Source organism: Cryobacterium cryoconiti (genome assembly GCF_004403065.1).
Classification (GTDB): Bacteria; Actinomycetota; Actinomycetes; order Actinomycetales; family Microbacteriaceae; genus Cryobacterium; species Cryobacterium cryoconiti.
Window position 1 is genome coordinate 18668 of sequence record NZ_SOHA01000015.1, and the last position, 25635, is coordinate 44302.

At 68.5% G+C, this 25635-nt stretch carries 25 protein-coding genes, 1 tRNA gene and 1 pseudogene; 6 read left to right on the plus strand and 21 right to left on the minus strand.

The features are described 5' to 3' along the window. The first annotated feature begins 88 nt into the window (after positions 1-88). The gene (locus E3T49_RS06165; protein WP_198414226.1) at positions 89-1069 is read left to right on the plus strand and encodes a PfkB family carbohydrate kinase; all 981 of its coding nucleotides are present in this window, start codon (positions 89-91) and stop codon (positions 1067-1069) included. After that, complete coding sequence (surE, locus tag E3T49_RS06170) at positions 1066-1827, plus strand: 5'/3'-nucleotidase SurE (RefSeq protein WP_134424087.1); 762 nt, start codon at positions 1066-1068, stop codon at positions 1825-1827. Before E3T49_RS06165 ends, surE begins: the two co-directional genes overlap by 4 nt. 125 nt (positions 1828-1952) lie before the next feature. On the opposite strand, the gene E3T49_RS06175 is transcribed toward surE, so the two are convergent. Beyond that, a complete protein-coding gene (locus E3T49_RS06175) occupies positions 1953-3014 on the minus strand; it encodes an LLM class flavin-dependent oxidoreductase (protein ID WP_134424088.1) in 1062 nt (353 codons plus the stop codon). A gap of 279 nt (positions 3015-3293) precedes the next feature. Here E3T49_RS06175 and E3T49_RS06180 point away from each other — a divergent pair, with 279 nt between their 5' ends. Continuing rightward, positions 3294-3674, plus strand: coding sequence for a hypothetical protein (locus tag E3T49_RS06180; RefSeq protein ID WP_134424089.1), 381 nt, complete (start codon positions 3294-3296; stop codon positions 3672-3674). A gap of 27 nt (positions 3675-3701) precedes the next feature. Here the strand turns inward: E3T49_RS06180 and E3T49_RS06185 are convergent, their stop codons facing one another. From E3T49_RS06185 to E3T49_RS06195, 3 genes are read right to left on the minus strand one after another with little or no spacing between them, the layout of a single operon-like run. Then, positions 3702-4112, minus strand: a complete 411-nt coding sequence (locus E3T49_RS06185) for a YchJ family protein (protein WP_241972682.1) — start codon at positions 4110-4112, stop codon at positions 3702-3704. A 43-nt stretch (positions 4113-4155) separates the two neighbouring features. Further along, positions 4156-5478 carry an erythromycin esterase family protein gene (locus E3T49_RS06190; protein WP_134424090.1) on the minus strand — a complete coding sequence of 441 codons (1323 nt, stop codon included), beginning with the start codon at positions 5476-5478 and terminating at the stop codon, positions 4156-4158. Next, positions 5475-6911, minus strand: coding sequence for a phosphoribosyltransferase family protein (locus tag E3T49_RS06195; RefSeq protein ID WP_134424091.1), 1437 nt, complete (start codon positions 6909-6911; stop codon positions 5475-5477). The genes E3T49_RS06190 and E3T49_RS06195 overlap by 4 nt, the downstream gene beginning before the upstream one ends. Positions 6912-7047: 136 nt before the next feature. Here E3T49_RS06195 and E3T49_RS06200 point away from each other — a divergent pair, with 136 nt between their 5' ends. Beyond that, entirely contained in the window at positions 7048-7263 is a 216-nt protein-coding gene (locus tag E3T49_RS06200; protein ID WP_134424092.1) for a DUF1653 domain-containing protein, read from the plus strand. Between the two features lie 98 nt (positions 7264-7361). On the opposite strand, the gene E3T49_RS06205 is transcribed toward E3T49_RS06200, so the two are convergent. The 11 genes from E3T49_RS06205 to rplU all read right to left on the minus strand — a co-directional run bounded on the left by E3T49_RS06205 (position 7362) and on the right by rplU (position 14982). Continuing rightward, positions 7362-7437: transfer RNA gene (locus E3T49_RS06205), tRNA-Ala, on the minus strand. Positions 7438-7509: 72 nt separating this feature from the next. Next, on the minus strand, positions 7510-7887 hold the full coding sequence (rsfS, locus tag E3T49_RS06210; RefSeq protein WP_134424093.1) for a ribosome silencing factor: 378 nt from the start codon (positions 7885-7887) through the stop codon (positions 7510-7512). Positions 7888-7927: 40 nt separating this feature from the next. Beyond that, positions 7928-8938: a hypothetical protein gene (locus tag E3T49_RS06215; RefSeq protein ID WP_134424094.1), complete on the minus strand. Its 1011-nt coding sequence runs from the start codon at positions 8936-8938 to the stop codon at positions 7928-7930. Next, positions 8935-9537, minus strand: a complete 603-nt coding sequence (gene nadD, locus E3T49_RS06220; RefSeq protein WP_277613089.1) for a nicotinate-nucleotide adenylyltransferase — start codon at positions 9535-9537, stop codon at positions 8935-8937. The genes E3T49_RS06215 and nadD overlap by 4 nt, the downstream gene beginning before the upstream one ends. A 14-nt stretch (positions 9538-9551) precedes the next feature. Continuing rightward, positions 9552-9752, minus strand: coding sequence for a hypothetical protein (locus E3T49_RS06225; protein WP_134424096.1), 201 nt, complete (start codon positions 9750-9752; stop codon positions 9552-9554). Between the two features lie 63 nt (positions 9753-9815). Next, complete coding sequence (locus E3T49_RS06230; RefSeq protein WP_134424097.1) at positions 9816-11078, minus strand: glutamate-5-semialdehyde dehydrogenase; 1263 nt, start codon at positions 11076-11078, stop codon at positions 9816-9818. A gap of 9 nt (positions 11079-11087) precedes the next feature. After that, a complete protein-coding gene (gene proB, locus E3T49_RS06235; protein ID WP_134424098.1) occupies positions 11088-11870 on the minus strand; it encodes a glutamate 5-kinase in 783 nt (260 codons plus the stop codon). After that, positions 11867-12676, minus strand: a complete 810-nt coding sequence (gene proB, locus E3T49_RS06240; RefSeq protein ID WP_134424099.1) for a glutamate 5-kinase — start codon at positions 12674-12676, stop codon at positions 11867-11869. Before proB (E3T49_RS06240) ends, proB (E3T49_RS06235) begins: the two co-directional genes overlap by 4 nt. Next, the gene (gene obgE, locus E3T49_RS06245) at positions 12673-14253 is read right to left on the minus strand and encodes a GTPase ObgE (protein WP_134424100.1); all 1581 of its coding nucleotides are present in this window, start codon (positions 14251-14253) and stop codon (positions 12673-12675) included. Before obgE ends, proB (E3T49_RS06240) begins: the two co-directional genes overlap by 4 nt. Before the next feature lie 143 nt (positions 14254-14396). After that, the gene (rpmA, locus tag E3T49_RS06250) at positions 14397-14654 is read right to left on the minus strand and encodes a 50S ribosomal protein L27 (RefSeq protein ID WP_104169636.1); all 258 of its coding nucleotides are present in this window, start codon (positions 14652-14654) and stop codon (positions 14397-14399) included. A 19-nt stretch (positions 14655-14673) separates the two neighbouring features. Beyond that, the gene (gene rplU / locus E3T49_RS06255) at positions 14674-14982 is read right to left on the minus strand and encodes a 50S ribosomal protein L21 (RefSeq protein ID WP_104103412.1); all 309 of its coding nucleotides are present in this window, start codon (positions 14980-14982) and stop codon (positions 14674-14676) included. Between the two features lie 191 nt (positions 14983-15173). Here rplU and E3T49_RS06260 point away from each other — a divergent pair, with 191 nt between their 5' ends. Next, on the plus strand, positions 15174-15464 hold the full coding sequence (locus tag E3T49_RS06260) for a DUF4031 domain-containing protein (RefSeq protein WP_134424101.1): 291 nt from the start codon (positions 15174-15176) through the stop codon (positions 15462-15464). A gap of 88 nt (positions 15465-15552) precedes the next feature. Here the strand turns inward: E3T49_RS06260 and E3T49_RS06265 are convergent, their stop codons facing one another. Then, the gene (locus E3T49_RS06265) at positions 15553-18246 is read right to left on the minus strand and encodes an Rne/Rng family ribonuclease (RefSeq protein ID WP_420898533.1); all 2694 of its coding nucleotides are present in this window, start codon (positions 18244-18246) and stop codon (positions 15553-15555) included. Positions 18247-18582: 336 nt separating this feature from the next. Here E3T49_RS06265 and E3T49_RS06270 point away from each other — a divergent pair, with 336 nt between their 5' ends. After that, on the plus strand, positions 18583-19185 hold the full coding sequence (locus E3T49_RS06270; protein WP_134424102.1) for a vitamin K epoxide reductase family protein: 603 nt from the start codon (positions 18583-18585) through the stop codon (positions 19183-19185). A gap of 288 nt (positions 19186-19473) precedes the next feature. Here the strand turns inward: E3T49_RS06270 and ndk are convergent, their stop codons facing one another. The 5 genes and pseudogenes from ndk to E3T49_RS16135 form a co-directional block, all read right to left on the minus strand. Beyond that, positions 19474-19896: a nucleoside-diphosphate kinase gene (gene ndk / locus E3T49_RS06275; protein WP_134424103.1), complete on the minus strand. Its 423-nt coding sequence runs from the start codon at positions 19894-19896 to the stop codon at positions 19474-19476. Continuing rightward, entirely contained in the window at positions 19893-20291 is a 399-nt protein-coding gene (locus E3T49_RS06280; protein ID WP_166785486.1) for a DUF4233 domain-containing protein, read from the minus strand. Before E3T49_RS06280 ends, ndk begins: the two co-directional genes overlap by 4 nt. After that, positions 20288-21700 carry a bifunctional folylpolyglutamate synthase/dihydrofolate synthase gene (locus E3T49_RS06285; RefSeq protein ID WP_134424105.1) on the minus strand — a complete coding sequence of 471 codons (1413 nt, stop codon included), beginning with the start codon at positions 21698-21700 and terminating at the stop codon, positions 20288-20290. Before E3T49_RS06285 ends, E3T49_RS06280 begins: the two co-directional genes overlap by 4 nt. Beyond that, on the minus strand, positions 21693-25157 hold the full coding sequence (gene ileS / locus E3T49_RS06290; protein ID WP_134424106.1) for an isoleucine--tRNA ligase: 3465 nt from the start codon (positions 25155-25157) through the stop codon (positions 21693-21695). The genes E3T49_RS06285 and ileS overlap by 8 nt, the downstream gene beginning before the upstream one ends. A 279-nt stretch (positions 25158-25436) precedes the next feature. Further along, a pseudogene (locus E3T49_RS16135) lies at positions 25437-25635 on the minus strand (hypothetical protein); the annotation flags it as partial.

The following is a 25635-nucleotide window of genomic DNA, read 5'->3' on the forward strand; positions in this document are numbered from 1 at the left end:
CGATGGGCCCCTAAGTACGCTACAGTCTGCTGCGGCCGGCCGATGCCCGTTTGCTGGTGCGGCCGCCGGATCTGGGTATCATGCCGCTGTGAATGCCGTCGTGATCTTCGCTCCGTCGCCCGTCCTCACGGTCACCGTGGAGGGCCGCGAGGGCGCCGCCGACGTGCATATGCATGCCGGCGGCCAGGGCGTGTGGCAGGCCCGGATGGTCCAGGCCCTCGGCGCCTCCGTGACGATGTGCTGCGTGCTGACCGGTGAGACCGGGCAGGTGCTGGGCCACCTCGTCGGTGACGAGGGCATCGAGGTGCTGGCGGTGCGCCGCTCAGGCCGAGGGGCTGCCTACCTGCACGACCGGCGCGGTGGCGAACGCATCCACCTCGCCGAGGCCCAGGGCGATCCACTCTCCCGGCACGACCTCGACGAGCTCTACGATCTCACCCTCCGGGCGGGCCTGGGTGCGAACGTCATCATCCTCAGCGGGCCGGCCGGCGATCACGTGGTGCCGGCGGATGTCTACCGTCGCCTCGCCGCCGATCTGCGCGCCACGGGCCGGCTCGTGATCGCCGATCTGTCCGGGGAACGTCTCACGGCCGCCCTCCGAGGCCGGGTCAACGTGGTCAAAGTCAGCGACGAGGAGCTCCTGGCCGACGCACGCATCACGGAGAACAGCATCGAGCAGATCGTGCACGCCATGTACGTCCTCCGGGAGGAGGGGGCCGGCACGGTGATCATCAGCCGTGCGGAGCGGCCGATGTTGATGCTCTCCAACGGCACCCTCAGCGAGGTTCACGTACCGACCATGCAGATCGCCGATCCGCACGGCGCCGGCGACTCGCTCACGGCCGGAGTCGCGGCCACACTCGCCTCCGGTGGCACGATCGAGGAGGCCGTGGCACTCGGCGCTGCGGCCGGAGCGCTCAACGTCACCCGGCACGGCCTCGGCACCGGCCGGGCCGAAACCGTGCGAACGCTCCGCGACCTGGTCAGCATCTACCCGATGACCGATTTCCCCGCCATCACACAGAGCCTGACCCCGGACCAACTCGCGCAGAGGGTGAAAGACCGGTGACCCAGACATTCACCACCCTCATCACGAACGACGACGGAATCGGTTCCCCCGGGCTGCTGAGGCTCGCGCTTGCCGCCCACGACGCGGGGCTGGACGTCGTCGTCGCGGCACCCGCCGAGGAGTCCAGCGGCAGCGGCGCGGCCATCACCGCCACCGAGAGCGACGGGCGCATTCTCGTCGACCGACGGCGCCTGGAGGGGCTGGACGGCATCCCCTGCTACGCCGTGCACGCGGCTCCGGCATTGATCACCCTGATCGCCAGCCATGGGGCGTTCGGGCGGGCGCCCGAGCTGGTGCTCTCCGGGGTCAACCCGGGTGCCAACCTGGGCCGGGCCATCCTGCACTCCGGCACGGTGGGGGCAGCACTGACCTCGGGCGTGAACGGCGGCCGCGGGCTGGCCGTGTCCCTCGATGTCACCGTCAACCCGACGACACTGCGCTGGGGGGTCGCGGCACGCCTCGCCGCCCAGCTGATCCCGTTCCTGCTCGATCAGGAGGCGGGAACCGTGCTCAACCTCAACGTGCCCAATGTCGCCGGAGACGAGATGCCCGAGTTCCGCACGGCGAAGCTGGCCCGCTTCGGCATCGTGCAGACCACGATGACGCAGCAGGACCGGCATCAGATCAGGCTCGCCGTGGCCGACACCGCCGCACATGCGGAACCGGGCAGCGACGCCGATCTCCTGTACCAGGGTTTCGCGACCGTGACCAGCATCCGGTCGGTCGACGAACGGCCGCTCGCCGACCTGGTGCTCTAGCCCGAACCGGTCAGGCGGCACCCGGCCGAACCAATTCGACGGAGATTCTCCCGCACAACACCGATTCCGGGCGATTCCGGTCCGCTTCGGCCAAAATCTCCGTCGAATTCGTTCGGGCCGCGGAGCTACCTCGTCACGTCGTCGGCGCGGTCGGCGGCCACCAGCTCGCGCACGAGCGGGGCCACCTCGGTGCCGTAGAGCTCGATGCTGGTCATCAGCTTCTCGTGGGCGAGCGTGCCGAGGCTGTACTTCAGGTCGAAGCGTGACAGCCCCAGGCCGATCGCGGTGGCGGCGATCTTCGTGGCCACGGTCTGCGGTGAGCCCACGAACAGGGCGCCGTCCGGGCCGGCGTCGTGTTCGAAGCGTTCCCGGGTCACCGGGCCCCAACCGCGCTCGCGGCCGATCCGGTCCTGCATGGCGGCGTAGTGCGGCCACATCTCCTCGCGGGCCTGGGCATCCGTCGCGGCGACGTAGCCCGGCGAGTGCTCGCCGATCGGGCGGGTCGGCTTTTCGAACTGGGCCAGGGCGCGGTGGTAGAGCTCGACCAGCGGCACGAAGGCCAGCGGAGAACCGCCGATGATGGCGAGCATGAGCGGGAGTCCGTAGTGCGCGGCGCGCACGACCGACTGCGGGCTGCCGCCCACGCCGATCCACGTGGTCAGGGAACCCGAGTCGGTGGGCGGGAACACCCGCTGGTTGCGGAGCCCGGCCCGGGTCTCGCCCGACCAGGTGATCGGCTCCTCCCTGAGGAGTTCGGTGAACAGGTTGAGCTTCTCCTCGAACAGGAGCTCGTACTGTTCGAGTTCGAGGCCGAAGAGCGGAAACGACTCGGTGAAGGAGCCGCGGCCCAGGATGACCTCGGCCCGCCCGTTGGAGACCGCGTCGAGGGTGGAGAAGCGTTGGAAGACGCGGACCGGGTCGTCGGAGCTGAGCACGGTCACGGCTGACCCGAGACGGATGCCGGTGGTCTGCCCGGCGATCGCGGCCAGCACCACCTCGGGGGCGGAGACGGCGAAATCTTCCCGGTGGTGTTCACCGATCCCGAAGAAGTCCAGACCCACCTGATCGGCCAGCACGCCCTCGGCCACCACGTTGCGCAGCGTCTTCGCCTGGGACAACCGGGCCCCGGACGCGTCGAAGGTGACGTCGCCGAAGGTGTCCAGCCCGAGTTCGAACTTCGTATTCATCTGGTGCGTGCTCCTCGCCGTCGTCGATACATCCGCCTGAAAGTCTATGCAAATGCATTCAATAGCGAAACCAGGGGCCCCCGCCGAATATTCCGGGCCGGGCGGGCCGGGCCGGCCGGTCCCGCCCGGAGGCTCACGGCGCACGGTGTGGAGGCTGGCGCACGATAGAACGTGCGCCTGCTTCCAGAGGGTGCGCCGCGACGGAGTCGTGACCGGGGATTACCGGGCAGAATGGGGTCAGGTGCCACCATCCGGTCGCCCCGGCGACAGGAGATCCCCATGACCGAACACGAACTCATTTCGCTCTGGACCAGGGCCCGCTGGCACATCATCGTGTCTCAGCTCGCACCCACCTTCCTGCTCACGGCGCTCGTGGCCTTCCTGTCCCTCGGCCTCGCGGAAGCCGCGCTGAGCGTGCGGATCGCGGCAGCGGGCATCCTGCTGGCCTCCGGCATTCTCGGCGCCATCGCGCAGATCGCCGCAGCGAACGAGGGGCTCGCCATCATCGCGGACCTCCGCGGGCTGCCGGCGGCGAGTGCGGTCGGCCGCGGCGTGATCGCCTCCGCGCCCTGGGTCAACGTGGTGCGCTTCGTCACGCCGGCCGTGTTCGTCGTGGTGTACCTCGCACTCCTGGTCGCCCTGTTTCTGCCGAGCGCATAGCCGGGGCAGAGGGCCGCCCGGCACGAATCAGCCCGGCTGTACCGCCTCCAGGTACACCCAGCGGCGGTCCAGGCGCACGAACCGGCTGACCTCGTGCTGCTGCGCGGCCACACCCCCGGACCGGCTGTAGGCCGTGAATTCCACCACACCCTCACTGTCGAACAGGCCGCCCTGCACGGTCCGTTCGATGTCGAGGCGCAGCCACCGCACGTCGGCGTCGAGCTCCAGGCTCTCCGGGCGGGTGAGCGGATGCCACGTCGCGAGCAGGTAACCTGCCTCCCCCCGGGCGAAGGCCGCGTACCGGGAGCGCATCAGCGCCTCGGCCGTGGGCGCGAACGCCTCGCCGCTGTGGAACCGGCCGCAGCACTCGGCATAGGGGTTGCCGCTCAGGCAGGGGCAGTGCGGCGGCCGCGGCGTGGGGATCGAAGTCTCTGACACCCTTCCAGTATCGGGGAACGACGGATCGGGGTGGGCACCTGCTCTAGAACCCGGTGGGCTCCGTCTCATACTCCTGATCCGCCGGCCGGACCTCATGGTGCAGGGGGCCGAGTGCCTCGGTCTCCTCGAACCAGAGCAGCGCGTCGTAACGGCCGCCCATCCGGGTGGGAACGTAGATGCCGTGTTCCTGCCGGGGCAGGTAGAGCACGCCGATGGCGCGGTGGCCCCGCCAGCCGGACAGCCACGGGCCGGTGCGGTCGTCGCCGAACACCAACAGTGCAGGCCGGCCGAGGGCACGGTGCAGGAGATCTTCGTGACTCCCGCCGGCGGCGCCCGGAACCACCATCACCTGTTCGGGCACACCCCACTCGGCTGCCGCCAGCACCGTTCCTCGGTGGCCCGCGAAGCCCACGAGGGCCACTCCTTCGTCGGAGTGACGTTCGCGCAGCAGCTGCCCGAGGTTGATCATCCCGCTGTGAGCCATATCGGTGGCTCGCGCATCGCCGATGTGGGTGTTGTGCGCCCAGATCAGGCCCTTCGAGGCCGAGCCGAGGTGGGCGGCGACCCGATCGACGGTCGCCATCATATGCTCGTCCCGGATGTTCCAGGACGACTGGTCGCCGCGCACCATGATGCGGTAGTAGTGCTCGGCTTCGGTGGCCACCGAGGCGTTCTGCACGGCGTCGAAGGCGTCTTCGTCGGTAATGGTGCGTTTGGCGACCTGACGGCGTACCTCCATCAGGAGCGCGACGACATCCGTCTCGCAGGTTTCCGGGACCAGCCGAGTGTTCCAGGCGTAGCGCTGGGGATCCTCACCGTAGGGAACGAAACAGCGCCAGGCCCGCAGGGCGTCGGGCAGAGCGTCAGGGGCGTTAGCCTCGAGCCAGACGACGATGCGACGCAGGGAGTCCCAGAGCGAATACACGTCGAGGCCGTAGAACCCCACCCGTGAATCCTCGGGGCAGGCCAGGTTGTGCTCGCGCAGCCAATCGAGGAAGGCCGCCACGTCCTGGTTGGCCCACATCCACGTGGGCCAGCGCTCGAACCGCTCCAGCAGGCCGCGGGCGTCGAGATGCTGCTCGGTGTGGCCGCGCACCCACCGGTTGATCCGCCAGCAGTCCGGCCAGTCGCCCTCCACCCCGATCCAGGTGAAACCGTGCTCCTCGATCAGGCGCCGACTGAGCTCGCCCCGCCAGTGATAGAACTCATGGGTGCCGTGAGAGGCCTCGCCGATACCGACGAAGCGGGCACCACCGACCTGGTCGACAACAGCATCGAGATCGTCTCGGCCGGACAGGGGCAGCGCGAGTGCCTGGATCTGCGCCAGCACCTCCGGCACGCTCACCTCGCGGCGTGCCGGATTCATTCGGAGGCTCCCGTGGCTCGATTCTCCGCCTGTTTCTGCCGGGCGGCGCCGGGCACCATGCCCGCAGCACCCAGGTGGTCGACGAACCAGTCCCGAGCCAGGCCGGCGGCCTCGGCCAGGGTTCCCGGCTCCTCGAAGAGATGGGTGGCCCCGGGCACCACGACGAGCCGGCTGGGGCCGCCCAGCGCGGCCTGCGCCTGCCGGTTCAGCTCCAGTACGATCGTGTCGGACCCACCCACGATCAGCAGTGTCGGCGCCTGCACCTGCCCCAGGCGGCGGCCGGCCAGATCCGGTCGGCCGCCGCGGGAGACGACCGCCGCGATCCTCCCGCCGGATTCCGCTGCGGCCCACAGGGCTGCCCCCGCGCCGGTGCTGGCGCCGAAATAGCCCACCGGCAGCGACCGGGTCTCGGGCCGGGAGCCCAACCAGCCGGTCACCGCGGCCAACCGGTGCGCGAGCAGGCCGATGTCGAAGACGTGGGCACGGTCGGGTTCCTCCTCACCGGCGAGCAGGTCGAGCAGCAGCGTGCCGAGACCGCCCTGGTTCAGCACCTCGGCCACGAACCGGTTGCGTGGGCTGTAGCGGCCGCTGCCGCTCCCGTGCGCGAACACCACGACCCCGATGGCAGCCGGAGGCACCCGCAGGTGACCATCCAGCACGACGTCCCCCACCGGTATCTCGACCTCGACGTCGACCTCCCCGGCTGTGGCTGCGGTGCGGGCCGCGGAGACTTCCGCGTCGGCGCCGGTCGCGTCCGCCGGGTCGGATACGGCCGGGGGCATCCGTTGTCTTGTCCTGCGGCGGTCGGCCGCCTCGAGGAGCGCGCTGACCTCGTCATCGGTGGTGGGCGTGAAATCGTAGTAGTGGTAGCCGACCGCGATCAGCTGGGGCGGCACCGACAGGCACACCACCTCGTCGGCGCCGGGCAGGTCACGGATGCTGTCGGCAGCCCCGACCGGGACCGCGAAGACCACCCGGGCCGCTCCCAGACCGCGGGCCACCTCGCAGGCCACCCGGGCGGTCGAGCCGGTGGCGATGCCGTCATCGATCACGAGCGCAATGCGGCCGGTGAGGTCCTGACGTTCCCGGCCGCGCCGGAAGCGGATCACCCGGGATTCCAGTTCGGCCCGCTCATGCGCCTCGACGGCGAACAGCTCGTCCTCGGCGATCTGGGCCAGACCGAGCACCTCGCTGTTGAGCACGCGCACCCCACCCTCGCCGATGGCGCCCATGGCCAATTCGGGTTGAGCGGGCACACCGAGCTTCCGCACCACGATCACATCCAGAGGCAGGTCCAATTCCTCGGCCACGACGGCGGCCACCGGGACGCCACCCCGTGGCAGACCGAGCACTACCGCATCCCGCCCGCGCAGAAATTCCAGTTGCTCCGCCAGCTGCCTTCCGGCATCGACTCGATCCGTGAAAACGACCATCGCTTCTCCTCCTCTGGCCTCCATAGTCGACCCAGACCCGGCGCAGCAACAGGCCGATCGGCTCGGCCCGTCGAATGCGGTCCCGGTGCGAACGTTGTTCAGGAATGTCGAACAAAGGCGTTAGAGTCAGCGCACCATGGATGAGATCACGATCGGCCGATACCGGCACTACAAGGGCAACCAGTACGAGGTGCTCGGCGTCGCTTCGCATTCGGAGACCGAGGAGAAATTAGTGGTCTACACCGCGCTGTACGGAGAGCGGGGGCTGTGGGTGCGGCCCCTGGCCATGTTCCTGGAGACCGTCAGGGTCGATGGGCAGGATGTGCCCCGGTTCGCCCCCGTCGACGACTGAACGTCGCGGCAGCCTGCACGAAGAACACGCAGTTAAACGAAGAAAGGCCCCGACACCGTCGGGGCCTTTCTGTTCGTGACTTTTCACTGCGAACTACTTGGTGGATCCGAGGGGATTCGAACCCCTGACCCCCTGCATGCCATGCAGGTGCGCTACCAGCTGCGCCACGGACCCAGATTGTGCTTCGGTACTTCCCCGAAACAACTTCTCTAGGCTACTACATGTTTCGCCTGCTGTTGACCACCGCTACTCAGCGGCCTCGTGGGCCGGCAGCACGATGGGGATGACCGGGCAGTCTTTCCAGAGACGCTCGAGGGAGTAGTACACGCGCTCTTCCTCGTGGAAGATGTGCACGACGAGGTCGCCGAAGTCGACCAGGACCCAACGCCCCTCGGCGCGACCCTCGCGACGAAGCGGCTTGTGGCCGGCTTCGGTCATCTTGTCCTCGATCTCGCCGGCGATGGCCACCACGTTGCGCTCGGAGCGGCCGGTGACGATCAGGAAGATGTCGGTGAGGGGAAGGGGACTGGACACGTCGATCGCGACGAGGTCCTCCCCCGCTTTCGAGTCTGCGGCGGCGGCGGCCACCTGGAGGAGCTCGAGAGCATGGGCAGAAGCGGTCATCGAATGAATCCCTGAGTTAGTGAAAGCGAAATGGATGGCATTAGAAAATGTTGAGGACGTAACCGGCCACGAACAGTGCGGCGACGCCGAAGGCGAGCACGCCCGCCGTGACGGTCAGGACGGCCGGTACGGTGACGCCGCGCTTGACCGGCGGAGCCATGACGCCCCGGGTCGAGGCGTGGGTGCTGACGGCTCGGCTGGCGCTGACCGGGGCGACATCGCTGTGATGGCCGCCCTCGTCGAGCTGCTCGAGCATCTGGTCCATGTCGGACGAGTCGAACAGGTGGGGCAGCGCGCCGGTGGAGCCGAGGCTGCGAGGCAGGTCGATGGAACCGGTGACCATGATCTCGCCGGTGCTCGAGAGCGGGCCCGACGTGGACCCCTGGTGCGGAATCGAGGGAAGGATGAGCGCATTCGTCGTTGTGGGAATGCCACCGGCGCTGATGCCGCGGGCCACGATCTGATCAAAAGGCTCGAGCTGGGTCACGCCGGGACGATGCTCGTCGACCTCGTCGCGGGCCAGCGACCAGTGGCCGACCGGCGGATGCAGTACGCCGGGACGTGCCTTGACCCTGGTGCGCGGGGTGGCCTCGATCATGAACTCGACCGGAGGGGCCGCCTTGGCCGGCGCCGCGGGAACGTGCAGGGCGTCGATGGCGAACGGGTGCACGCTCGGGGCCGGATCGAATGCGGGTGGGGTGTAGGCAGCGGGCGCGGGCGCAGAGCCCGCCACTGCCGACGTCTCTGCCGGGGCGTCCTGTCGCGGCACGTATTCGTCGGTCTCGACGGTCTGCGCGGCATGCAGGGCGCGCAACTCCCGGCGGGTCAGGGTGTGCTCCAGGGAGGTGGCGTCACTGGGCGGCACGTCGACCGGGCGCGGAGCGAAGGCGGAGACGGAGGCGGCCGGAGTGGAACCCGCGGGGAGGAGATCAGCGGCCGGAGCGAGGGGCGCGGGCGGGACGGCCGAATCGGTGGCAGCGTGATCGTGCCCATTTGCCAACTCGCGCGCTTGCCGCCGCGTCAGTGGCTGCGGGTTGTTACCCAACGTCATGCCACACTCCGATACAGATGATGCTTTGAGATGTACTGGACAACCCCGTCGGGGACCAGATACCAGACCGGGAAACCCCGATTCACACGTTCCCGGCAGTCCGTGGACGAAATGGCCAGAGCCGGAACCTCCAACAAGCTTACGTCCTGGTTGGGTAAACCCGAAATACTGAGCTCATGTCCCGGGCGACTCACAGCCACGAAATGAGCCAGGTCCCAGAGTTCCTGTACGTCTTTCCAGCCCAGGATCTGCCCCATGGCGTCGGCGCCGGTGATGAAGAACAGCTCGGCCTCGGGCCGCTCGGCATGCAGATCCCGGAGAGTGTCGATTGTGTAGGTGGGACCGGTGCGATCGATGTCGACGCGGCTCACGGTGAATCGGGGATTGGACGCCGTTGCGATGACCGTCATGAGATAGCGGTGTTCGCTTTCGGTCACATCCGCCTTCTGCCACGGCTGCCCGGTCGGCACGAAGATGACCTCGTCGAGGTCGAAGCTCTGTGCAACCTCGCTGGCAGCCACCAGGTGCCCATGGTGGATGGGGTCGAAAGTTCCGCCCATCACGCCGATGCGTGGTGGGCGGGCCCAGGGAGTATCGATGGTGGGACCGTTGTTTAGTGGTCGCTGCGTGCGCCGCCGTGGGCGTCGGCGTAGGCCTTCGCCTTGGACTGGTGGCGGTTGGCGACGTCCCGGTAGGACCAGACGACAAAGCCCAGCGCCGCGAAGACGACAAGCCCGACGAGGCCGTAGAGGAACGTCGGCATGGGCAGGGCGACGTGTGCGGTCTCAGCCAGCACAACGTTGAGGAACGACATGAGGTTCTCCATTCAGGGACACAGAACAAAAGCGTGCGCCACGGTAGACCATCCTAGCGGGGCCTACCCGCGCACCTGTCCGGAGCCGCGCACGATCCACTTCGTGCTGGTCAGCTCGGGCAGGCCCATCGGTCCGCGTGCGTGCAGCTTCTGGGTGGAGATGCCCACCTCGGCGCCGAAGCCGAACTCCCCGCCGTCGGTGAACCGGGTCGAGGCGTTGACCACCACGGCGGCACTATCGACTTCGCTGAGGAATCGGTCGGCGTTGACGATGTCGTTGGTGATGATCGACTCGGTGTGCCCGGTCGAGTAGCGACGGATGTGCGCGATCGCCTCGTCGAGGGAGTCGACGACTGCCACGGCCAGCTCGAGGCCCATGTACTCGGTCGTCCAGTCCTCCTCGGTGGCCGGGACGGCGGCCGGATAGAGCTCGCGGACCCGTTCGTCGCCGTGCAGGACGACCCCGGATTCGGCCAGCTTCCCCAGGACCACTGGCAGGAGGCGCTCGGCCGCGGACCGGTGCACGAGGAGGGTCTCGAGGGCGTTGCAGACGCTGGGACGCTGCACCTTCGAGTTGTGCACGATGTCGACCGCCCACTGTTCGTCGGCCGACTCGTCGAGGAAGATGTGCACCACGCCGGCGCCGGTCTCGATCACCGGAACGGTGGACTGGGTGACGACGGCCTGAATCAGGCCGGCGCTCCCCCGGGGGATCAGCACGTCGACATAGCCGCGCGCCTGCATGAGGGCGGTGGCACCCGCACGGCCGAAGGGGTCGATGGTCTGAACGGATGCCGCCGGCAGGCCGGCCCGCTCGATGGCGGCCTGGAGCAATCCCACGAGCACCCGGTTGGTGTTCTCCGCGGCCGATCCGCCGCGGAGTACGACGGCGTTGCCGCTCTTGAGCGCGATGGCGGCGATATCGACAGTGACGTTCGGGCGGGCCTCGTAGATCACACCGACCACGCCGAAGGGCACCCGGACCTGGCTGATCCGCACACCGTTGGGCAGGCTGGACCCGCGCACGACCTCACCGACGGGATCGGTGAGCAGGCTGATCTCCAGCACGGCGTCCGCGAGGGCGTTGATGCGCGCATCGTCGAGGCTGAGCCGGTCGAGCATGCCCGTGGACAGGCCGTTGGCGGCGCCCGCGGCAAGGTCCAGGGCGTTGGCGGACAGGATGTCGTCGACGCCGGCGCGCAGGGCACCCGCGATGCCGTGCAACGCCTGGTTCTTCAGCCCGGTCGGTGTCGTGGCCAGGGTGCGGGCGGCGGTCCGGGCGGCTTCGAGGATCGGGGTGATCTGAGGTGAGTCGGTCTGCAGCATCCCGGTAGTTTACGGCAGGGCGGGCTCGAACCAGGTTCCGACTTTGTCCCCGCGCAGCGCCTCGGCCACCAGGCCGGTCGAGGTGACCAGCACCGCGGTTCCGGCCTCGGCAGCGATGCGGGCGGCGGACACCTTGGTGCCGGCACCCCCGGTGCCCACTCCCGAGCGGCTCGCACCGAACTCCACGCCCTGCAACCGGTCGCCGGAGGCGACGTGGTCGATGCGTTCGGCGCCCGGCAGGTGCGGCGCGCGCGTGTAGAGGGCGTCGACGTCGCTGAGCAGCACGAGCAGGTCGGCGTGGATCAGCGTGGCGACCAGGGCCGCGAGCCGGTCGTTGTCGCCGAAGCGGATCTCATGGGTCGCCACGGTGTCGTTCTCGTTGACGATCGGCAGGATGCGCAGGCCGAGCAGCCGGTCCATCGCCCGGTGGGCGTTGCCGCGGTGAGCGGGGTTCTCGAGGTCGCCGGCCGTGAGCAACACCTGGCCGGCGACGATGTCGTACCGGTCGAGGCTGTCCTGGTAGCGGAAGATGAGCAGGTTCTGGCCCACGGATGCCGCGGCCTGCTGGGTGGCCAGGTCGGTGGGTCGTTCGTCGAGCTGCAGGTAGGGCATGCCCGTGGCGATGGCGCCGGAGGAGACCAGCACGATCTCCGCGCCGCGGCCGTGCGCTGCCGCCAGTGCGTCGACGAGCGGCGCGATCTGCCCGATGTTCGCACCGCTGATCGACGACGAGCCGACCTTGACGACGATGCGGCCCGCTGTTGCGACCTGGTGTCGACTCAGCACGCTCACAGCAGAGCTCGGCCGGGAGCGGTCGGCATGGGCTCGAACCAGGTGCCGCAGGAGCCGCCGGCCAGGGCCTCCGCGGCGAGGCGCGTCTCGGTGACGAGAACGGCCGTTCCGGCGGACGCGGCGAGCCGGGCTGCCTTCACCTTGGTGTTCGCTCCGCCGGTGCCGACGACGCCTGCACCCTTGTTGGCCGTGAATTCCATGCCCTCGAGCTCCTGGTCGAAGCCGATGAAGTCGATGGGTTCCGCGCCCGGCAGATGTGGGGGCCGGGTGTACAGGGCGTCCACGTCGCTGAGCAGCAGCAGCAGGTCGGCTCGGATCAGCACCGACAGCATCGCCGCGAGCCGGTCGTTGTCACCGAAGCGCAGCCCGTAGGTCGCGACGGTGTCGTTCTCGTTCACGATCGGCAGGATGCGCAGGTCGAGCAGCCGGTTCACCGCGCGCCGGGTGTTGCTCCGATGCGGTTCGTTGAGGAGGTCACCCTCGGTCAGGAGAACCTGCCCAGCGGCGATGCCGTAGCGGTCGAGGGTCTCCTGGTACCGGGCCGTGAGCACGTTCTGGCCGACGGACGCGGCCGCCTGCTGCGTGGCCAGGTCGCCCGGCCGCTCATCCAGGTTCAGGTAGTCCATGCCGCTCGCCACAGCGCCGCTCGACACCAGGACAACCTCCACCCCGCGCCCGTGGGCCTCGGCCAGAGCCTCGATCAGGGGCGCGATCTGGTCGGAGTTGTCGCCGCTGATCGAGGAGGAACCGACCTTGACCACGATGCGCCGGGCGGAGGAAACCTGGGCGCGGGAGCGGTTGCTCATTCCGTAGTGCTCTCCTTGCGGGGCGACACCGGGACGGATCCATCGCCCGTGAGGGTGTCTCCGTTGTATTCCTCCTCGCCGGTGGACCACATGCCGGCCTCACGCTCGCGGATGAGTTCGGCGCGTGCGGCCGCCTTGGCGTCCATCCGGCCGAAGTACTCCTCGCGGCGCTCGTTGCTGGTGCGTCGCTTGGAGTCGTCCAGCCGGGTGTCGGTGCCTCGCGGAGCGGTGATCAGTTCGGCCGTGGAGGTCAGGGTCGGCTCCCAGTCGAACACCACACCGTTGCCCGGGCCGATGATGACCGTGGACCCGGCGATCGCTCCGGCCTTGAACAGTTCGTTCTCAATGCCGAGCTTGGCGAGCCGGTCGGCCAGGAAGCCGACGGCCTCGTCGTTCTTGAAGTCGGTCTGCTGCACCCAGCGCTCCGGCTTGGTGCCGATGATCCGGTAGATGTTGCCGAACGAGCCACCCTCGACCTTGACCACGAAACCGCTGTCGTCGACGGGCTTCGGGCGGATCACGATGCGGGGCTTGACGGCCTGCGCCGCGGCGGCTTCGACGCGGCCTGCTTCGACGGTCTCGGCCAGCGCGTAGTTGAGCTGCTTGAGACCCTCGTGGCTGACGGTCGAGATCTCGAACACGCGGTATCCGCGGGCCTCGAGGTCGGGCTTGACGAACTCGGCGAGCTCGCGGCCCTCCGGAACGTCGATCTTGTTCAGGGCGACCAGCTGCGGACGCTCGAGGAGCGGCTTCTGGCCATCCGGCACCGGGTACGCGGCGAGCTCCCCGAGGATGACGTCGAGGTCGCTGAGCGGGTCACGGTCGGGGTCGAGCGTGGCGCAGTCGAGAATGTGCAGCAGGGCCGTGCACCGCTCCACATGGCGCAGGAATTCAAGGCCGAGCCCCTTGCCCTGGCTCGCGCCCTCGATCAGGCCGGGCACGTCGGCGACGGTGTAACGCACCTCTCCGGCATCCACGACGCCGAGGTTGGGGTGCAGGGTCGTGAACGGGTAGTCCGCGATCTTGGGGCGGGCGGCCGACATGGCCGCGATCAGGCTGGACTTGCCGGCCGACGGGTAGCCGACGAGCGCGACATCCGCCACGGTCTTGAGTTCGAGCTGGATATCGCCTTCCCAGCCGTAGGTGCCGAGCAGGGCGAAACCGGGGGCTTTGCGCTTGAGCGAGGCGAGGGCGGCGTTGCCGAGCCCACCCTGGCCGCCGGGCGCCACGACGATGCGGAAGCCCGGTTCGGTCATGTCGGCGAGCTCGTTGCCCTCGGCGTCCTTCACCACCGTGCCGAGCGGCACGGCCAGTTCCATCAGCTCGCTGCCGAAGCCGGCGCGGTGGTCACCCATGCCGGGGCCGCCGTTGGCGGAACTGCGGTGCGGGGACCGGTGGTAGCCGAGGAGAGTGGTCACGTTGGGGTCGGCCACGAGCACGATGTCGCCGCCGCTTCCGCCGTTGCCGCCGTCAGGGCCGGCGAGAGGCTTGAACTTCTCACGCTTGACGGAGACACATCCGTTCCCTCCGTTGCCTGCTCGCAGGTGAAGAGTGACGTGGTCAACAAACGTGGCCATGGGGGTGCCCCTTTCAGGTGGCAAACAAACTCAGTGGTGCCAAATCGGTGGTGCTGTGAAGACGTCGTGCTGTGAAGATGCAGTGCCGTAAAACACGCAAAGGGCGAGCCGAAGCCCGCCCTCACGCTTACCGATGTGGATGCCTACGCGGCAGCCACCACGATGTTGACGACCTTGCGGCCGCCCTTGGCGCCGAACTCAACCGAGCCGGGCTCGAGAGCGAAGAGCGTGTCGTCGCCACCACGGCCGACGTTGACGCCGGGGTGGAAGTGCGTGCCGCGCTGACGGACGATGATCTCGCCCGCGCTGACAACCTGACCGCCGAAACGCTTCACGCCGAGGCGCTGGGCGTTGGAGTCGCGACCGTTGCGAGTGGAACTCGCGCCTTTTTTATGTGCCATCTGTTCTGCTCCTCAGGGCCTAGGCGATGCCGGTAACCTGAACGCGAGTGAGCTCCTGACGGTGCCCCTGACGCTTCTTGTACCCGGTCTTGTTCTTGAACTTCTGGATGACGATCTTCGGACCACGGAGGTCGTTCAAGACCTCGGCGGTAACCGTGATCTTGGCCAGTGACTGCGAGTCAGAGGTGATCGTGTCGCCGTCGACGAGAAGCACAGCGGCCAGCTCGACGTTGCCGTCCTTGTTGGCTTTGATTCGGTCCATCGTGACGATGGTTCCGACCTCTACCTTTTCCTGCCGCCCACCGGCGCGCACAACTGCGTAAACCACGTTACGTACCTATCTCTGGGGAGCCGTGAGGCCCCGTGATGGAAAGTTACTGCTTTGAACAGACCAAGTCGGCCCGTCGCTTTCAGAAAACCTCGGTGATCGCGGGGGCAAAGGCCCATCGCACACCAAAAGTCAACGTTAGCCGATCATCCTGCAACGGTCAAACCGAGGGCGGATCATAGACTCGGACGATGACCGTGTTGATCGACCAGCCCGTGTGGCCCGCGCATGGCACCGTCTGGTCCCATCTTGTCAGTGATTCGTCCCTGGCCGAACTGCACGCGTTCGCGGAGGCCAACGGCATCCCCCGCCGCGGCTTCGATCTGGATCACTACGACGTGCCCCAACGCCTGCACGACGCCCTGGTGGCCGCGGGGGCGCATCCGGTGGGCAATCGGGAACTGGTGCTCCGATTGCGTGCCAGCGGCCTGCGGGTGAGCGCGCGCGAGCGCGCTGCCCGCACTCACCCCCCGGCGTCCTGACGGCGCAGCGGCGTCAACGACGGCGGGCGACCGGCGGTCGAGTGGCCCGGGGGCCCTCACACCATCGGTCGCCCGGTCGGGTGGGTCGTTACTGCTGCGGCTCCGAGGTGGGTGCCACGATCGGCTGCGCCGACCCGGTGGATCCACCGGCCGTCGTCACCCGGCGGCTGCGCGAACGCCCCTGGCCGGGCTGCTTGGGCTCGGGCAGGGAGTCCAGCACCGAATCCAGCAGCTGGTCGGTGACCTGCTTGCTGACCGTCCGGCGGCTGCGCGAGGACTTCTTCACCGGGATGTCCAGGATGGCGACCGGCTCGTCGTCGTCGGCCGTCGCGGCCTCGGTCACGGCTGGTGCCGCGTTCGGGGCCTGCGGTGCCTGCTCCACCGGGGTCTGGTCGAGCACGACGGGCGCTGCGGCCCGCTGGCGGGGCGTGGAGGACGCCCGGCGGCTGCGGCGTGCCGGCGGAGTGGACGTCTCCGCGGCAGCGGCCTCGTTCACAGCCGCCTCGATCGGATCGACCTCGGCAGCCGGGGCTGCGGGTGCGACGGATGGCGCCTCGACGGTGACCGCAGGAGCGGCCGCCTTCTCCGCGGGAGTCGAGTCCGGCGTCGCCTCGGGCAGGGCGATGATCGGAATGGAACCGGTCAGTGCGCGGGGGATGGTGCGCGCGGCGATCAGGGCGAGGGCGTGCTTGGCGTCCTCGGTGATGCCGTGCGTGCCGTGGCCCGCCTTGACGGCATCGACCTGCGGCGCGTTCGCGGTGCCACCGGTCTGGCCGTTGCCACCGCCACGGTGCCCGTTGTCGCCGCCGGAGTTGCTGCTCGCCTTGCTGCGCGGGCGACGCTCCATCGCCGGCTGGGCGGTCTGGCGGTGCTTGAGCACCGGATCGTGGTGGATGACGATGCCACGGCCGGCGCAGGCCTCGCAGTTCTCGCTGAACGATTCCAGCAGGCCGAGTCCGAGTTTCTTGCGGGTCATCTGCACGAGTCCGAGCGAGGTGACCTCGGCGACCTGGTGCTTGGTGCGGTCGCGGCTCAGGCATTCGAGCATGCGGCGCAGTACGAGGTCGCGGTTGGTTTCGAGAACCATGTCGATGAAGTCGACCACGATGATGCCGCCGATGTCGCGCAGGCGCAGCTGGCGAACGATTTCTTCGGCAGCCTCGAGGTTGTTCTTCGTGACCGTCTCTTCGAGGTTGCCACCGGAGCCGACGAATTTGCCGGTGTTGACGTCGACGACGGTCATGGCCTCGGTGCGGTCGATCACGAGGGATCCGCCCGACGGCAGCCAGACCTTGCGGTCGAGGGCCTTCTCGATCTGCTCCGAGATGCGGTACTCGTCGAAGGCGTCGTTCTCACCCTCGTAGCGTTCGACGCGCTCGACCAGGTCAGGGGCGACCTGGCGCAGGTACGCCTCGATGACCTCACGCGATTCCTCGCCGGAGATGACCATCTTCTGGAAGTCCTCGTTGAAGACATCCCGCACGATCTTGATCAGCAAGTCGGGCTCGCTGTGCAGCAGGGCCGGCGCCTGCACCGTGTCCACCTGCCTGGCGATGGACGCCCACTGCGAGGTGAGCCGGTTGACGTCGAGCGTGAGCTGCTCGTCGGTGGCGCCCTCGGCCGCGGTGCGCACGATGACGCCCACGTTCTCGGGCAGGACCTCCTTGAGGATCTTCTTCAGGCGGGCCCGCTCGGTGTCGGGCAGCTTGCGGCTGATGCCGTTCATCGAGCCGTTCGGCACGTAGACGAGGTAGCGGCCGGGCAGCGAGACCTGGCTGGTGAGGCGGGCACCCTTGTGGCCGATCGGGTCCTTGGTGACCTGCACGAGCACCTTGTCGCCCGGCTTGAGCGCGAGCTCGATGCGACGCGCCTGGCTGCTGTTGCCGGAGTTGACTGCGGCGGCGTCCCAATCGACCTCACCGGAGTAGAGCACGGCGTTGCGGCCGCGTCCGATGTCGACGAAGGCGGCTTCCATGCTCGGGAGCACGTTCTGCACCTTGCCGAGGTAGACGTTGCCGATCAGCGAGGCGTCCTGGTTCTTGGCGACGTAGTGCTCGACCAGCACACCGTCTTCCAGCACGCCGATCTGGATCTTGTTGTGCTTGGCCCGCACGACCATGACCCGGTCGACGGATTCACGGCGGGCGAGGAACTCGGCCTCCGTGATCACCGGACGGCGACGGCCGGCATCGCGGCCGTCGCGGCGACGCTGCTTCTTGGCCTCGAGCCGGGTGGAGCCCTTGATGCGCTGGGGCTCGGTGATCAGCTCGGGTTCCCGGGGGGTGCGCACGCGCACGACGGTGTTCGCCGGGTCGTCGGATCCGGACCGGTTCTCGTCGCCGGTGCGGCGGCGGGCGCGACGGCGGACGGTCGACGTTTCGTCACCCTCGTCATCATGGTCCTGCCGCTGGTCGGGGCGGGTGTCCTGACGGTTGTCCTGGCGCGGATCCTGGCGCGCGGCGTCCCGACGGACGCCGGTGCGGGCCGGCAGCGGCACGATGACCGGGGCCTGGAATACGAGCGACGTCGACGGGCGACGAACCACGTCGGTGGGCGGGGTGGGCGGCGGCGTCGTTTCCACGGCTGCGTCCTGTTCTTGGTCGGGGGCTCCGCCGAACGGAGCGGCCGCAGCCGGCTCGGTCACGGCGTCATCGGTGTGGGCGGGGGCCGGCGTCGTCGCTGTGACCGGCTCGGTGGTTGCCGGGGCAGCGAACGAATCGGCTGACTCCGGGGCGGCGGGCGCGGCATCCGGAGCGGTCATGGGCGCGGCGGCACGCCTCATGGTGCGTCGCGTGCCGAACAAACCCTTGCGTTTTTTATTGTTTTCGTTGTCTTCCACCATCACTGGTGCGCTCCTTGACCGGTGTGGGCGACCGCGCCACCCATCCGGCTACTCTCTCGTGGGAGGATCACGCTTGCGCGAAACCCTCGGGAATCCTCTTCGTTCGCAACCGGCTCTTGGCTCTGGTTGCTAATACCTTTGGTCGTGGGACCAATGAATCTGGGCATTTACGGCCCATTAAGCCTTCTCTGGCGTCAGCTTGAGCGCGGCTCAAGCGACTGTTCCGATTATCGCATGCATTCTCAGGAACACGTGCGAGGCACATGACATAATCCGATGGTGCACCTCACCGAGCCTGTCAAGCGCCCCATCGGGCTCGCCGTCTTCTTCATCATCGGTGGTGCGATCGCCCTCACTGCGGCGTTCCTGCTCACCCTGGACAAGTTCGCCATTCTGGAGGATCCGCAGGCCCAGCTGTCCTGCAACTTCAGCGTGCTGGTGGGGTGCAGCACCAACCTGGGCTCCTGGCAGGGCGCCATCCTGGGCTTCCCCAATCCGGTCATCGGGCTGATGGCCTGGACGGTCGTGATCACGATCGGCGCCGCAATCCTGGCCGGTGCGCAGTTCGCCCGTTGGTTCTGGGTCGCGCTGAACGTGGGTCTGACCGGCGCTCTCGCCTTCGTGATCTGGCTGATGGCTCAGAGCTACTTCGTGCTGGACGTGCTCTGCCCCTGGTGCATGGTGACGTGGTCGATCACCATCCCGATGTTCCTGGCCGTGACCCTGCACAACCTCACGGCAGGCAACCTGCCGGCCTCCCCCTTCGTGCGTCGCATCGCGGCGGGCGCCTACTCGTGGATCGTGGTGATCACGATCGGCTGCTATCTGGTGGCCGCCGTCATCGCCCAGCTGCACATGGACTTCCTGAACCGCCTCTAGGCCGACCACGTGCCCCGCGCGGTCCACCCCGTCGGTGGTCGAGCCTGTCGAGACCCGGTGCGCGATCCCCCAGAGTCACCTACCCACATCCGTCGCGGCGCACCGTGCGGAAGCAGGCGCACGCTCTACCCTGCGCCGGCTTCCACACCCTGAGCCGCGAGCCCCGGCGGGCCCGCTCGAGCGTCGTCACCCCGGTGACGGATGCCGGTAGCCGGGCGATCGCCCGGTTGAAAAAGAACAGCCGCTCCCCCGAGATTCGGGAAGCGGCTGTTCGATGCACAGTCTGGGTCAGGAGAACCAGAGGGCGAGTTCGCGGTCGGCGGACTCGGGCGAGTCGGAGCCGTGCACGAGGTTCTGCTGCACCTTGGTGCCCCAGTCGCGGCCGAAGTCGCCGCGGATTGTGCCGGGAGCGGCTGTAGTGGGATCGGTCGTGCCGGCCAGGGAGCGGAAACCCTCGATCACACGTTCGCCGGCGATGCGCAGCACGAGGATCGGGCCGCTTTCCATGAACTCGACGAGCGGTTCGAAGAACGGCTTGCCCTGGTGCTCGGCGTAGTGCTCGGCCAGCAGGGACCGGTCGGCCTGCACGAGCTTCGCGTCGACGAGGGAATACCCCTTCTGCTCGATGCGGCGCAGGATCTCCCCGGAGAGGTTGCGGGCAACGCCATCCGGTTTGACCAATACGAGAGTTTCCTGGACCTGAGTGCTCATGAGTTCTCTTTCTCGTTGTTCTCGTTGTTCTCGTTGTTCGAGTTGAACTGGTTGAACTGCTGGTTCTGGTTGTCGATTCGGGAGCCGGAGATCATGCAGTAGGCCCACATGGCCGCGAACATGCCGCCGACGAAGAACATGGCCGGGTTGAGGAAGCCGGCGGCCACCATGATCAGCTGCAGGATCCAGCCGGCGACATAGGCCCACTCATACCGCAGCAGGGCGAGGACGGCCACCATGAGCAGAGCCAGCAGGGCTCCCCCGCCCAGGGCGAGCAGGGGCGGCAGCGCCCCCAGGCCGAAGATCACGAGGGCGGCCAAGGCCACCACGATCACCTCGAAGCCGAGCACGATCGTCGCGAGGGTGCGCTTGACCGACCGCGGTGCGGGGGTCATTTCGCCAGCCATTCCCGGGCGTCGGCCAGAGTGATCGCTTCCCCGACCAGGGTGATCGATCCGGTCACGATCACGGCACGCTTGGGGGCCTCGAGGGCCCAGTCCCGCGCGGAGTCGAGTGCCTGGCTGAGTTCGTCGAATCGGATGGTGCTCTCCTCGCTGCCGACGCCGGCCACCAGATCGGCCAGGTCGTCGACGCCGATGGCGCGCTCCGACTGGGACTGCGTGACGTGGAACCGGGTCACCGTGGGCGTGAGGGCGGCGATGATGCCGGTCGCGTCCTTATCGGCAAGGATGCCCACCACGGCCACGATCTCGTCGAAGTCGAAGTAGTCGGCCAGCGCCGCGCTGAGGGCCGCGGCGCCGTGCGGGTTGTGCGCGGCATCCACCAGCACGGTCGGTTCGATGCCGACCAGCTGCAGGCGTCCGGGCGAGGTGACCTGGGCGAGCCCCTCCTCGACCAGTTCACCGGAGAGTGCGGTGGCCCCCGCGCCGAGGAACGATTCCACGGCGGCGATCGCCACCGCCGCGTTCTGGGCCTGATGGGTGCCGTACAGCGGAAGGAACAGGTCGGAGTAGGTGCCGGCCAGGCCACGCACGGAGATGAGCTGCCCGCCGACGGCGACCTGGCTGCTGAGACAGGCGAACCCCTCGCCCTCGGCGGCCAGGGTCGACTCGGTCAGCTCTGCAGCGCGCTCGAGTTCCGCCTGTGCGGCCGGGGTCTGCCGGGCGGAGACCACGGCGGCGGACGGTTTGATGATGCCCGCCTTGGTTCTGGCGATCTCGGCGATGGTGTCGCCCAGGCGCAGGGTGTGGTCGAGGGCGATGGGTGTGAACACGGCCACCTGCCCGTCGGCGACATTGGTGGAATCCCACTCGCCGCCCATGCCGACCTCGACGACGGCGACGTCGACGGGGGCGTCGGCGAAGCAGGCGAAGGCCAGCACGGTGAGCGCCTCGAAGAAGGTGAGCGCGTCGTCGCCGGCGGCGACGAGCTCGGCGTCGACCATCTGCAGGAACGGCTCGATGTCGGCCCAGTTCGCCGCCAGGGCCTCGTCGGTGATGGACTCCCCGTCGATCACGATGCGCTCGTTGAGGCGCACCAGGTGCGGGCTCGTCATCAGCCCGGTGCGGAGTCCGTAGGCGCGCACGATGCTCTCGGTGATGCGGCTCGTGCTGGTCTTGCCGTTCGTGCCGGTGATGTGGATGATCGGGTACACGGTCTGCGGGTCGCCCAGCAGCTCGAGCGCCCGGCGGGTCGGGGCCAGGCGCGGCTTGGGCGATCCCTCTCCCACGCGGGTGAGGAGGGCGGCGAAGACGGCGTCACCGGCCTCGCGCGCGGCGTCGACCGGTGGGCGCGACGCCTTCGATCCGGGCTTCTTCGAGCCGGGCTTCTTCGATTCAGACATGGACGAGTCCGTTCTCTCGGGCGACGGCGACCAGGACGGTCCCCCGGTTGGCGTACTGGCCGGCCTCGAACAGCACATAGTGCTCCACGGGGAAACCGGCGAGGCTCTGCAGCCATTCGGACGGCAGGCCGTGCAGGAGGCTGTCCTCGGGCACCTCAGCTGCCACATGCGTCGCGAACCGGAGGGTCAGGGTCTCTGCGGCGACGTCGACACCCGGTGCGAGGGCGAAGGTCTCGGCGTCCTCGGCGGAGTAGAAGACGAGATCGAGACGGATGCGGTCGCTCACCTCGAATCCGGCCGACTTGCGGGTGTCCTGCACGGCGCGGATCAGGTCTCGGGCGAAGCCCTCCGCCTCGAGTTCGGGCGTGGTCTGCGTCTCGAGCAGCACGAAACCGCCGCCCGCCAGGAGGGCCAGGGCCGGGGCATCCGTTGCCGCGTCGGCGTCGACGGGGGAACCGTCGGCCGGACCGGTCTGCAGCACGAGCTCATACTCCCCCGCGACCAGGTCGATGCCACCGGCGGTGACGACGCCGTCGGTTTCGCTCCAGTCGCCCGCCCGGGCGGCCTTGATGACCTGCTGCACCGCCTTGCCGAGGCGGGGGCCGGCGACCCGGGCGTTCACGGTGAGCCGGGAGGTCACGCCGTAGGCGCTCGCGCTGTCGTCGGCCAGCTCGACCAGGCGCACGCTCTTGACGTTGAGCTCGTCGCGCAGGATGCCCTCGAACGGGGCCAGGGCCGCGGTGTCGGCGGTGACCACCGTGAGGGTGGCCAGCGGCAGGCGCACGCGGAGCCCGGCCTGCTTGCGCAGCGACAGCACGGTGGAACTGATGGTGCGCACCTGGTCCATGGCGGTGACGAGCGGGGCATCCGCCGGGAACAGGTCGGCGTCGGGCCAGTCGGTCAGGTGCACGCTGCGACCGCCGGTGAGCCCCTGCCAGATGCGCTCGGTGACGAGCGGGAGCATCGGCGCGGCCACCCGGGTGACCGTTTCGAGCACGGTATAGAGCGTGTCGAAGGCCTCGTTCGCGGTGGTCGCGGTGGTCGAGCCTGTCGAGACCGGGACCTCGACCGCGGCGCCGGCCCAGAACCGGTCGCGCGAACGGCGAACGTACCAGTTGGTGAGCACGTCGGCGAAGTCCCGCAGCCGGGCGGTCGCCTGGGTGCTGTCGAGGGCCTCCAGATCGGCCGTGACCTCCACGATCAGGTCGCGGGTCTTGGCCAGCAGGTACCGGTCGAGCACGTCGGTGGAATCGGTGCGCCAGCTGGCGTCGTAGCCGTTCTCGCCGGACGCGTTGGCGTAGAGGGAGAAGAAGTACCAGGTGCTCCAGAGCGGCAGCATGACCTGGCGGGCACCCTCGCGGATGCCCTCCTCGGTGACGATCAGGTTGCCACCGCGCAACACGGAGGAACTCATCAGGAACCAGCGCATGGCATCTGAGCCGTCACGGTCGAAGACCTCGTTGACGTCGGGGTAGTTGCGCAGCGACTTGGACATCTTCTGCCCGTCGTTGCCGAGCACGATGCCGTGGCTGACCACGTTCTTGAACGCCGGGCGGTCGAACAGGGCGGTGGAGAGCGTGTGCAGCATGTAGAACCAGCCGCGGGTCTGCCCGATGTACTCCACGATGAAGTCGGCCGGGTTGTGGCTGTCGAACCAGTCGGCGTTCTCGAACGGGTAGTGCACCTGGGCGAACGGCATCGAGCCGGAGTCGAACCAGACGTCGAGCACATCCGTGATGCGCCGCATGGTGGACTGCCCGGTGGGGTCGTCGGGGTTCGGGCGCGTGAGCTCGTCGATGTAGGGCCGGTGCAAGTCGGTGGGGCGCACGCCGAAGTCGGCCTCGAGCTCGTCGAGCGAGCCGTAGACGTCGATGCGCGGGTAGTCGGGGTTGTCGCTCTTCCACACCGGGATGGGCGAACCCCAGTACCGGTTGCGGCTGATCGACCAGTCGCGGGCGTTGCCGATCCACTTGCCGAACTGGCCGTCCTTGACGTTCTCCGGCACCCAGTTGATGTCCTGGTTGAGGTCGACCATGCGGTCCCGGAAATCCGTGACGCGAACGAACCAGCTCGACACGGCCTTGTAGATCAACGGGTTGCGGCACCGCCAGCAGTGCGGGTACGAGTGCTCGTAGCTGGCCTGGCGGAGCAGGCGGCCCTCGTTCCTGATCAGCTGCGTGAGGGGCTTGTTGGCGTCGCTCCAGAGCTGGCCGGCGACCTCGGGCACGTCGGCGAGGAACTTGCCGCCCGCGTCGAGGGAGATGATCACCGGGATGCCGGCGGCCTCGCAGATCTTCTGGTCCTCCTCGCCATAGGCAGGGGCCTGGTGCACGATGCCGGTGCCGTCCGCAGTGGTGACGTAGTCGGCCACGACAATGGTCCACGCGTTCTGGGTGCCCCAGAGGGCGGTGTCGGCGTAGTAGTCGAACAGACGGTCGTAGGAGACGCCTTCGAGATCGGCACCGATGACGGTGCGCGACACGGCGGCGACGGCGTCGGCCGCCGACTCGTATCCGAGGTCCTTGGCGTAATTGCCGACCAGGTCGATCGCGATCAGGTATTCGGCGCCGAGAACCTCGGTGGCGGCGGACGCCGCGGCGCCCTCCCGCAGCACGGTCGCATCCGGGGTGCCGTTCGGGCCGGCCGGCACGACGGCGTAGACGATCTCCGGCCCCACGGCGAGCGCCAGGTTCGTCGGGAGCGTCCACGGAGTGGTCGTCCAGGCGAGGGCGCGCACGGCGGTCAGCCCGAGTGCCTCGGCCTTGGCACCCACGAGCGGGAAGGTGACCGTGACGGTCTGGTCCTGACGCATCTTGTAGACGTCGTCGTCCATGCGCAGTTCGTGGTTGGACAGCGGCGTCTGGTCGCGCCAGCAGTACGGCAGGACCCGGTAGCCCTCGTAGGCCAGGCCCTTGTCGTGCAGCCTCTTGAACGCCCAGATCACGGACTCCATGAAGGTCACGTCGAGGGTCTTGTAGTCGTTCTCGAAGTCGACCCAGCGCGCCTGACGGGTGACGTATTCTTCCCACACCCTGGTGTACTTGAGCACGGAGCTGCGGGCGACGGCGTTGAACGCGCCGATGCCCATCTTCTCGATCTCGCTCTTGTCGGTGATGCCGAGTTCGCGTTCGGCTTCGAGCTCGGCCGGCAGGCCGTGCGTGTCCCAGCCGAAGCGGCGGTGCACGAGCTTGCCGCGCATGGTCTGGAAGCGCGGGAAGAGGTCCTTCGCGTACCCGGTGAGCAGGTGGCCGTAGTGGGGCAGCCCGTTGGCGAAGGGCGGGCCGTCGTAGAAGACCCACTCGGGGGCATCCGCCCGGTTGTCGATCGACGCCTGGAAGGTGCCGTCGTTCTTCCAGAACGCGAGCACGTCGGTTTCGATCTGGGGGAAGTTCGGCGAGGGCACGATGCCGCCGGGCTGGTCGGTGGAACCGGACTGCTGGCCTTGGGGGTACGTCATGAATCTCCTGGACGAGTCGGGCAGGCTGTGCTCCTCCGGTGCTGGAAGAGCCAGTTCTGCCCCTGTTCCACGAGGACGCCGACTCCGAACGGGATTCGCCGCGGTACCACCTCGCTTGCCGCCCGAGGCCGAAACTCCGGGAAACCGCTTGTTCTGAGGCTGTGACGGGCCCGACCCGTTCGGTTCTACTGGGAACCACCGCGAGGATGATTGCCGTTCTTCCGAAGACTCACCGGTGATGGCCGGATCACAGTCATGTTGTTCGATTCTACCCTGCGTCTACCCCCGGGTGTGCAGTGCGCGGTACCCCGCGCAGACGGGCGCGATGGCAGCGCTCACGTAAACGGCGAGTGCCCCGCGGGTGACCCCGGCGCGGGCCCAGACCCCGGCGGCGGCTGCCGCGGCGGCGAGCACCGCCATCGCAAAGGCCCGGGCGGCGAGTTCGCGACCGTCGGCCGTGCCGGCAGCCGTGCCCGGG